This window comes from Mycobacterium sp. (genome assembly GCF_052145595.1).
Classification (GTDB): Bacteria; Actinomycetota; Actinomycetes; order Mycobacteriales; family Mycobacteriaceae; genus Mycobacterium.
This window is the reverse complement of the sequence record NZ_JBKQOI010000254.1, coordinates 62,162-70,830: the sequence shown is the minus strand read 5'-3', so window position 1 is coordinate 70,830 and position 8,669 is coordinate 62,162. Positions and strand designations below refer to the sequence as shown.

At 67.0% G+C, this 8,669-nt stretch carries 9 protein-coding genes and 1 pseudogene; 5 read left to right on the top strand and 5 right to left on the bottom strand.

Annotation, left to right across the window (positions count from 1 at the left end):
• Positions 1–16: 16 nt before the first annotated feature.
• On the bottom strand, positions 17–295 hold the full coding sequence (locus tag ACLP4W_RS22380) for a hypothetical protein (protein WP_442389606.1): 279 nt from the start codon (positions 293–295) through the stop codon (positions 17–19).
• Between the two features lie 243 nt (positions 296–538).
• Here ACLP4W_RS22380 and ACLP4W_RS22375 point away from each other — a divergent pair.
• A pseudogene (locus tag ACLP4W_RS22375) lies at positions 539–904 on the top strand (hypothetical protein); the annotation flags it as partial.
• A gap of 43 nt (positions 905–947) precedes the next feature.
• Positions 948–1,961, top strand: a complete 1,014-nt coding sequence (locus tag ACLP4W_RS22370; RefSeq protein ID WP_442389605.1) for an Rv2578c family radical SAM protein — start codon at positions 948–950, stop codon at positions 1,959–1,961.
• 1 nt (position 1,962) lies between these two features.
• Here ACLP4W_RS22370 and ACLP4W_RS22365 read toward each other — a convergent pair whose 3' ends face one another.
• The gene (locus ACLP4W_RS22365) at positions 1,963–3,534 is read right to left on the bottom strand and encodes a purple acid phosphatase family protein (protein WP_442389604.1); all 1,572 of its coding nucleotides are present in this window, start codon (positions 3,532–3,534) and stop codon (positions 1,963–1,965) included.
• An 89-nt stretch (positions 3,535–3,623) separates the two neighbouring features.
• Here ACLP4W_RS22365 and ACLP4W_RS22360 point away from each other — a divergent pair, with 89 nt between their 5' ends.
• Positions 3,624–4,055 (top strand): hypothetical protein, encoded by a 432-nt coding sequence (locus ACLP4W_RS22360; RefSeq protein ID WP_442389603.1) that lies wholly within the window; start codon positions 3,624–3,626, stop codon positions 4,053–4,055.
• On the opposite strand, the gene ypfJ is transcribed toward ACLP4W_RS22360, so the two are convergent.
• The 3 genes from ypfJ to ACLP4W_RS22345 are packed head-to-tail and all read right to left on the bottom strand — an operon-like array spanning position 4,056 to position 6,399.
• A complete protein-coding gene (ypfJ, locus tag ACLP4W_RS22355) occupies positions 4,056–4,934 on the bottom strand; it encodes a KPN_02809 family neutral zinc metallopeptidase (RefSeq protein ID WP_442389602.1) in 879 nt (292 codons plus the stop codon). It abuts the gene before it with no gap.
• A gap of 60 nt (positions 4,935–4,994) precedes the next feature.
• Positions 4,995–5,498 (bottom strand): SRPBCC family protein, encoded by a 504-nt coding sequence (locus ACLP4W_RS22350; RefSeq protein ID WP_442389601.1) that lies wholly within the window; start codon positions 5,496–5,498, stop codon positions 4,995–4,997.
• 10 nt (positions 5,499–5,508) lie between these two features.
• Entirely contained in the window at positions 5,509–6,399 is an 891-nt protein-coding gene (locus tag ACLP4W_RS22345) for an oxidoreductase (RefSeq protein WP_442389611.1), read from the bottom strand.
• Positions 6,400–6,454: 55 nt separating this feature from the next.
• Between ACLP4W_RS22345 and aspS the strand changes: the two genes are divergently transcribed.
• Together aspS and ACLP4W_RS22335 are read left to right on the top strand one after the other, a co-directional pair.
• A complete protein-coding gene (aspS, locus tag ACLP4W_RS22340) occupies positions 6,455–8,233 on the top strand; it encodes an aspartate--tRNA ligase (protein WP_442389600.1) in 1,779 nt (592 codons plus the stop codon).
• Positions 8,230–8,664, top strand: a complete 435-nt coding sequence (locus ACLP4W_RS22335; RefSeq protein WP_442389599.1) for a nitroreductase family deazaflavin-dependent oxidoreductase — start codon at positions 8,230–8,232, stop codon at positions 8,662–8,664. Before aspS ends, ACLP4W_RS22335 begins: the two co-directional genes overlap by 4 nt.
• Positions 8,665–8,669 lie beyond the last annotated feature (5 nt).

Sequence of the window (8,669 nt, the reverse complement as noted above, 5' to 3'; positions counted from 1 at the left end):
CCCTGGGCGGCGGCTTTCACTTTGTTGCCGCTGCGTCGTCGAGTGCGGGCAGGGCTTGCAGTGCGGCCAGCCGGGATTCACGGATCGCATTGCGTGCTTCGGCCAGCAGTTCGGCCAGCGATACATACTGTTCGTCGCTTAGCGGGGGCCAGGTGGAGACCGCCCGGCGTATGTCTTCGCGCAGCATGAGGTGCTTCAAGTTGCGCTTCTCGACGTCATACTCTGGGCTATTGGGCTTGAAGCGCGCTGTGGCGGCAACACGGGCGTGCTGACGGGCGACATCGGATCGAGGCATTGGAAATCGGCGTCCTTCGGGCATGCGGATACTGGGTACCCGAGACCCGAGAAGCACTTGCTCCTGGCCTGGACGCCGCCACGCGCGGGATTTGCAGCCGCGTGGGAAAGGCCCTCGCCAACGACGGAAACTAGTTCCGTCACGTCAAACCTGACCTTAAACCCCGCGATGCCCGGATGCCGGGCATCCGCTTCGGCGTGTCGTGGGTTCTCTTTAGAGAAACGTCCTTTTTGTTGCTGGTAACATCATTTGGTCAAAACTTTCTGGGGCTGGCGCGAACAACAGCTGCCCGACGGAACACTGATCCTGACCTCGCCGGCGGGCCACACCTACGTCACCACCCCGGGCAGCGCGCTGCTGTTTCCCGGCCTGTGCAGCTCCACCGGCGGTATGCCGGCCCCCGAGGTCGACCCGCCGCCCGACTACTGCGGTCAGCGCACCGCGATGATGCCCAGGCGGCGCCGCACCCGCGTGCAAGACCGGGCCCACCGCATCGCCACCGAACGCCGCCAGAACCGGATGGCACGCGAAGCTCGCCGAAAGCCTCGGGAGACTTGGCAATTCGAGCCGCAAGCTGCCGCCGGTGACGGGGAGCCGCCGCCCTTCTAGCGGATGACTTGACTTACAATCGAACTATTGTTCGAATAGAGGCATGCGCTGGGCTAACCAGGCCGTCGCCGTCGACGACGGCGCTCTCCCGGGGCTGCAGCGGATCGGCTTCGTCCGAAGCGTGCGCGCGCCGCAGTTCGAGGGCATCACGTTTCATGAGGTGCTGTGCAAGTCCGCGCTCAACAAGATCCCCGACGCGGCCGCGCTGCCGTTTCGGTACACGGTCAACGGCTACCGCGGCTGCTCGCACGGCTGCCGCTACTGCTTCGCGCGTCCCACGCACGAATACCTGGACTTCAACTGCGGCACGGACTTCGACACCCAAGTGGTGGTCAAGACTAACGTCGCCGAGGTGCTGCGCCACGAGCTGCACCGGCCGTCGTGGCAGCGCGAGACGGTTGCGCTGGGCACCAACACCGATCCGTACCAGCGTGCAGAGGGCCGCTACGCGCTGATGCCGGGCATCATTCGCGCGCTCGCCGGATCCGGAACGCCGTTGTCGATCCTGACCAAGGGCACACTGCTCCGGCGGGATCTGCCGCTGATCTCTGATGCGGCGCAACAGGTCCCGGTGTCGGTCGCGGTGTCGCTGGCCGTCGGTGATGCGGAGCTGCACCGCGACGTCGAGCCGGGCACGCCGGCACCGCAGGCGCGTCTGGCGCTGATCACCGCTATTCGCGACGCCGGCCTGGATTGTCATGTGATGGTCGCGCCGGTGTTGCCGCACCTCACCGACTCGATCGAGCACCTCGACCGGCTGCTGGGCCAGATCGCGACGGCCGGCGCCACCGGCGTGACGGTTTTCGGCCTGCATCTGCGTGGCTCGACCCGCGGCTGGTTCATGTCCTGGTTGGCCGGATCGCATCCCGAACTGGTCGCCCGCTACCGCGAACTTTATCGGCGTGGCGCGTACCTGCCGCCGAGCTACCGCGAGACGTTGCGCCAGCGGGCGGCACCGCTGATCGCCAAGTATCGGCTGGCCGGGGATCACCGCCCGTTCCCGCAGGCCGGCGCGGCGCCGGCGGTGTCGGAACCCGCTGCCCCGACTCTGTTTTGAGCTAGCTGGGCTTATCGGCGCGCGGCTTGGTGAGCGTGAATTGGTCCACCACGATGGCCTCGCCGAACGGACCGCTCAGCGCGTAATGCGTCGCCTTGATCGAGGTGTTGCCTCCAGGTTGACCCGGGTCGACGTCGAAAGCGGCGAACCCGTAAGGGTTGTCGCGGTCGCGGAACGCCGACCACGGGGCATCCTCGATCACGTATATCGGCGCCTTCCGGCCGATCGACGGATCAAATGCGCCGACGCCGGTCAACACGCGGCACCGGGGTTGGGGGAAGAACATCCCGTTGGACGGCAAGGACGTGCCGCCCCCGCCGATGACTAGGTGCACCGTTCCCCGAGTCGAGTCGATGAGGTCGTTGCGGGTGTCCACGGGTATCGGCGTTCGGGTATCGGTGCCCAGCGTTCCGCGCACCGGATGCGACCGTTCGTAGTGGTGTTCATGGCCGCACACCACCAGATCGACCTGATATTGGTCGAACAACGGAAGCCATTCCTCACGGATTCCCAGGTCGGCGCCGTTGGTCCGGTCGGCGGTGGAGATCGCCGTCTGGTGCATGCAAACGACTATCCAATCGACGTCCGGGTCGCGCCGCGCGTCGGCGAGTTCGGCCGCAAGCCAGCGCTTTTGCTCTCCGCCCGAATAGCCGTGCACGTAAAAGTTGCCGCCGTCCTGGAAGGCCACGTCGTCGTTGTTGAGGCTGATCACGCGCACCGAGCCGGCCGTGAACGAGTACCACAGCCCGCGCATCTGAAGGCTGGATCCCGAATCCGGCAATGCGAAATACGTTTGATAGGCGCCGTAACCGATTGGCCCGTTGCCCAGTTCGTTCTCGTGGTTGCCCGCCGCCGGCATCCACGGCCGGTACCGCGCCGACCGGGTGTTGTTCTCGAACCAGTCCGACCAGGTGCGGATCCGGTCGTGTGCGAGGTTGGCGTAGCACAAGTCGCCGTTGACCAGGTTGAACAGCGGGCCGATGCGCTCGATCGCCAGCGTGGTGTCTCCGGCCGCGGGAGATCCGATGTTGTCGGTGGCGTAGCTACCGTCAGGCATCTTGGCCAACGTTGGAGTGGACTGGTCGCCGAAGCTGGTGAAGCGCAGCGGTTTTCGTCCCGACGGCGCCGTCCTGACCGTTCCCTGTTCGGGTTCCGCGCCGTCATGCACGGCGGCGTACACGTAGTCGGTGTCCGGGGTCAGATCCGTCAGGCGGGCGTGGTTGACGCGAACCTCGGTGTTGGACTTGGCGTCCCGGTACGTGCGGGTTTCGGCCGCGACGGTGCGCCCGAATCCCGCTGTCGGTGTGCCCAGCATGACGCGCGGGTTCCGGACGGCCTGGGTGGTGTGCCATGACACCACCACCTCGGTGCCGGCGTTCTTGCCGAACTGCAGATGCAGACCGGTCACCGGCGGCGCGCCGTTGCGATCCGGCCGGTACCAAACCTCGGGGCCGCGGGGGTGTGACCACACCAGCGCGGCTCCACCCCCAATGCCCGCCCCGAGGGCGGCGGAGACGGCGCTGGTCGTCAACAACCTGCGGCGGCTGATGCCGGGGACTGGGTCGTCGCTCATGCCTGCTTCATACCCGAACCAGGCGACGGCCGGCATATCGACCGGTGAACGTCGGTTTCGTCGGTAACGAATCCGGTAGCGTTTTCGATATGACGGACGTGCGGAAACTGGCCGGCGCGGCGTTTGCAGTGGCCACAGCCGTGGCTGTCACGCCGGCGACGGCGAATGCGGACCCGCCCGGCCATCAGGTGACCTACACGATCACTGCCACCGGCAATCTGACCGGCAACGTTCGGTACATGAACAGCGATCCGCCCAGCCAGGCGGCCTTCGACGCGAACTCGTCGCAGTACCTGAGCACCGTGCCGACGGCGTTTACCCCCGGGCAGCCGCTGGTGTACACCACCACATTGGCAAACCCCAACCAGTGGGCATTCGTGAACGCCAGCGGCGGTTGTCATTGGCCGGACTGCGACTCGTCGAATGTTCCCCAAATTCAGTGCCAGATCGCCGTGGACGGCCAAGTGGTGGTGACACAAAACGCCACCACCGGCGTGACGTGCTCGACGCGGCCCTGGTAGTCAGCCGAGGTTGGTGGAGGCGAAGGTGTCGCACTGATTCGGGTCACCGGTCTGGTACCCGATGGTGAACCACTTCTGCCGTTGTTCCGACGAACCGTGCGACCACGACTCGGGGTTGACCCGTCCGGTCGTTTCCTTCTGGATGCGGTCATCGCCCACCGAAGCCGCGGCTGATAGCGCGTCGGAAATATCCTTGTCGCTCAACGGCTGCAGGTAAGGCACGCCGGTGCTCTCCTGCTTGACGGTCGACGCGTAGTGCGCCCAGATGCCCGCGTAGCAGTCCGCCTGTAGCTCCGTGCGCACGCCGTTACCTCCGGCGCCCTGCGCACCCTGCTGGGAGCGGCCCAGGATGCCCTGCAGCTGCTGCACGTGATGGCCGTATTCGTGCGCGACCACGTACTCCTGTGCGAATGGTCCACCGCTGGAACCGAACCTATCGACCAGCTCCTTGAAGAAGTCGGTGTCGAAATACGCCGTCTGGTCCAACGGGCAGTAGAACGGCCCCACTGCGGTGGTAGCGGGTCCACAGCCGGTGCTCACCGAACCGGTGAACAGCCGCACATGAGGGCGGGTGTAGTTCCGCATCAGCTGATGCCACACCGCGTCCACGGAGTTGCCGGTGGCCACCACGCGGCACTGCACGTACCTGTTGGCGTCGGCCCCGGTTCTGCATTGGCTGAGGTCGAAACCGGGCGCTACGTCTTCGCGGGTGTCCATCGGCTGCTGACTGACCACGCCGCCCGGATCGACGCCGAGGAACATCGCCACCAAAAGGATCAACAGTCCGCCGATGCCGCCCCCGAGGGCGATCAGCCCGCCCCCACCGCCGGACGCCGATGCGGTGCTGGTGTCGATCTGCATACCCTCGTTGAAGGTCATTGCACGCTCCCGAAAGCTGACACGGAATCCTGTCGGGCTGGTAACCCGGGCGGAACAAGCCTAGCGCTGCCCGGTGGTGGCGAACCTGGTGTTGGTGTAGTTGCGCAGGTTGCCCAGAAACCGGCGGAGACCCAGATTCAGCAGCGGCCCAACCACAAACATCGCCAGCCGCGCCGGGCCTGCGGGTTTCTGCGCCATGGTCCAGGTCAGCCGGCAGCCGCCCGGGATGACCTCGACTCGGTAGTCTTCGGCGAAGGCCGCCACGGAGCGCGTCGAGCATTCGTTGAACCGGAATGCCATGTGGGTGAACGGTTCCCAGGCCAGGTACTCTTCGTTGCCGGCGATGCGTCCGCGCATTTCGACGGTGCGGGTGGTGCCGACACCGCGCGGCTCGGGACTGGTCCAGGTGACCTTGGTGATGACCGAGGCCCAGCGCGGCCAGGCCTCGGCGTCGGCAAGCACCTCGAACAGCTGCTCGGGCGTGATGGCCAGGTCGACACTGTTGCGGAATACGAATGGCGCGTTGTCGATGAAGTCGAGGTCGACGCGCTCGCAGGGGTGCATGACGCTAAATCTAGCCGGGCCCGTCGCTGGCCGCGGCCAGCAGCGGCACCACGACGTCGCTGATCGGCGTCGCCAGGTTGTGGGCAGCGGCCTTGCGGATGATCACCCCGTTGCGGATGTCCCATTCCAGCCGCCGGTGGCTTTCCCGGTCGAACAGCATCGAGGTGCCCATGTCTTCCGGGGCGCTGCGGAACAGGTCGACCAACTCGTCGACGATGTCGTCACGCAGCCGGGCACCCTCGGCCCGCGCGACGGCCAGGCATTCGGCGACGTAGCGGCGCGACAGCGGGGCGACGTCGTCTCTGCGGAACATTCCGGACCGCCGCCCGGACAGCGCCATGAATCCGGCCAGCGCGTTGACGAGCAGCTTGCGCCAGGCCGCGCTGATGAAGTCGGGGTCGCACTCCACTTGGCAGCCGGCGCCGCGCAGCAGCTCGGCGACGGTCTCCGCGGAGGGCCCACCGGGCAGCACCAGCGCGGCTTCGCTGCGCAACCGGACCCACCCTTCGGGCTGGGTCTCGGCGCCGTACCAGACGATCCCCGGGACAACGGGCGACGAGGGGCAGTGCGGCTGGACCTGCTCGACTTGCTCAACACCGTTTTGCAGCACAAGCACGATGGTGTGCTCGGCGCACAGGCGGGCCAACCAGCCGGCCGCGTCGTCGTTCTGGGTGGCCTTGACAGCCAGGATCAGCAGGTCGACCGGGCCGGTCACCTGACTGGGATCGGTGTGCACCGGACCGGGCACCACGATCGGATCCGCGCCGTCGGGCCGCAGTTCGATGCTGTCGCGGGGTGTGTGGCCGCACACCAACACCGAGTGGCCGGCCTTGTACAGCAGCGCGGCGACCGTCGTGCCGACGGCGCCGGGACCGACCAGTGCGATGTTCGTGGTAGCGATAGGACCGAAATTACCTCCTTTAGACTGGTCACTCGTTCAAGCCGGGTGAAAGGGAGTGTTTGTGCTGCGCAGCCACGCCGCTGGTGCGCTCCGGAATCGCGACGCCGGCCAGCAGGTGACGCTGGCCGGTTGGGTGGCTCGCCGCCGCGACCACGGTGGCGTCATCTTCATCGATCTGCGGGATGCGTCCGGAATCGCACAGGTGGTGTTCCGGGCGCCCGACGTGCTGGCCCAAGCGCACCGGCTGCGCGCCGAGTTCTGCGTCGCGGTCTCCGGTGTCGTCGAGATCCGCCCGGAGGGCAACACCAACCCGGAGATCGCCACGGGTGAGATCGAGGTCAACGCCACGTCGCTGACGGTGCTCGGCGAGAGTGCGGCACTGCCGTTCCAGCTGGACGAGCCCGCGGGCGAGGAGCTGCGGTTGAAGTACCGCTACCTCGACCTGCGGCGCGACGGCCCGGCCGCGGCAATGCGGTTGCGCTCCAAGGTGAATGCCGCCGCGCGTGCGGTGCTGGCGCGGCACGACTTCGTCGAGATCGAGACGCCGACGATCACCCGCTCGACGCCGGAAGGGGCACGCGATTTCCTGGTGCCGGCCCGGCTGCATCCGGGTTTTTTCTATGCGCTGCCGCAGAGCCCGCAGCTGTTCAAGCAGCTGCTGATGGTGGCCGGGATGGAGCGCTACTACCAGATCGCGCGCTGCTACCGCGACGAGGATTTCCGAGCCGACCGCCAGCCCGAGTTCACCCAGCTCGACATGGAGATGAGCTTCGTCGACGCCGAGGACATCATCGCGATCTCCGAGGAGATCCTGACCGCGCTGTGGGCGCTGATCGGCTACCGGATCCCGACGCCGATGCCGCGGATCAGCTACGCCGACGCCATGCGACGGTTCGGCTCGGACAAGCCCGACATGCGGTTCGGGGTGGAGCTCGTCGAGTGCACAGAGTTATTCTCCGACACCACATTTCGCGTCTTCCAGGCACCGTATGTCGGTGCGGTGGTGATGCCCGGCGGGGCCTCGCAGCCGCGGCGCACCCTGGACGGCTGGCAGGAGTGGGCCAAACAGCGCGGGCACCGCGGACTGGCCTACGTGCTGGTCGGCGAGGACGGCGAGCTGGGTGGTCCGGTGGCCAAGAACCTGACCGAGCGCGAACGCGACGGTCTGGCCGCCCACGTCGGGGCCAAGCCCGGGGACTGCATCTTCTTCTCGGCGGGCCCGGCGAAGCCGTCGCGGGCCCTGCTGGGCGCGGCCCGCGGCGAGATCGCCAAGCGGCTCAACCTGATCTCCGACGAGTGGGCGTTCGTCTGGGTGGTCGACCCGCCGCTGTTCGAGCCCGCCGAGGACGCGACGGCGGCCGGTGACGTGGCGGTCGGGTCGGGGGTGTGGACGGCGGTGCATCACGCGTTCACCTCGCCCAAGCCGGAGTACGAGGATGTGGTCGACGCCGATCCCGGCAGCGTGCTGGCCGACGCCTACGACATCGTGTGCAACGGCCACGAGATCGGCGGCGGATCGATTCGTATCCACCGCCGCGACATCCAGGAGCGGGTGTTCGCGGTGATGGGTCTGGACAAGGCCGAGGCGGAAGAGAAGTTCGGATTCCTGTTGGAGGCGTTCATGTTTGGCGCGCCTCCGCACGGCGGGATCGCGTTCGGCTGGGACCGGATCACCGCGCTGATGGCCGGGATGGACTCGATCCGCGAGGTGATCGCGTTCCCCAAGACCGGCGGCGGCGTCGACCCGCTCACCGACGCACCCGCGCCTATCACCGCTCAGCAGCGCAAGGAGTCCGGAATAGACGCCCGACCCAAGCCGGTTGACCAGGCATGACCGAACAGTTCCCCGACGCCGCAACCGTCAACGCCTTCAACAACAGCATCATCGAGGAGTTCCGCGCCAACGACGGCAAGGTCGGCGGCCAGTTCGCCGGTGCCGACCTGCTGCTGCTGACCACGACGGGCGCCAAGTCGGGCCAGCGCCGGGTGTCGCCGCTGGCCTACTTCCGCATCGACGGCAAGCTGATCATCATCGGATCCTTCGCCGGTGCCCCGGTCAATCCGGCCTGGGTGCACAACTTGCGGGCCAATCCGCAGGCACATGTCGAGATCGGAACCGACGGGTTCGACGTGACTGCGCGCGAACTGCCGGATGCGGAGCGCGACCAGCTATTCGAAACGGTTGCCGCCGCGGCGCCGGGCTTCGCCGAGTATCAGTCCAAGACCAGCCGGGTGATTCCGCTGTTCGAGCTGCAACCGGCCTAGCTCTC

Coding starts and splice junctions, on each gene's coding strand:
- ACLP4W_RS22380 (WP_442389606.1), bottom strand. CDS start 295: ATGCCTCGATCCGATGTCGCCCGTCAGCACGCCCGTGTTGCCGCCACA.
- ACLP4W_RS22370 (WP_442389605.1), top strand. CDS start 948: ATGCGCTGGGCTAACCAGGCCGTCGCCGTCGACGACGGCGCTCTCCCG.
- ACLP4W_RS22365 (WP_442389604.1), bottom strand. CDS start 3,534: ATGAGCGACGACCCAGTCCCCGGCATCAGCCGCCGCAGGTTGTTGACG.
- ACLP4W_RS22360 (WP_442389603.1), top strand. CDS start 3,624: ATGACGGACGTGCGGAAACTGGCCGGCGCGGCGTTTGCAGTGGCCACA.
- ypfJ (WP_442389602.1), bottom strand. CDS start 4,934: ATGACCTTCAACGAGGGTATGCAGATCGACACCAGCACCGCATCGGCG.
- ACLP4W_RS22350 (WP_442389601.1), bottom strand. CDS start 5,498: ATGCACCCCTGCGAGCGCGTCGACCTCGACTTCATCGACAACGCGCCA.
- ACLP4W_RS22335 (WP_442389599.1), top strand. CDS start 8,230: ATGACCGAACAGTTCCCCGACGCCGCAACCGTCAACGCCTTCAACAAC.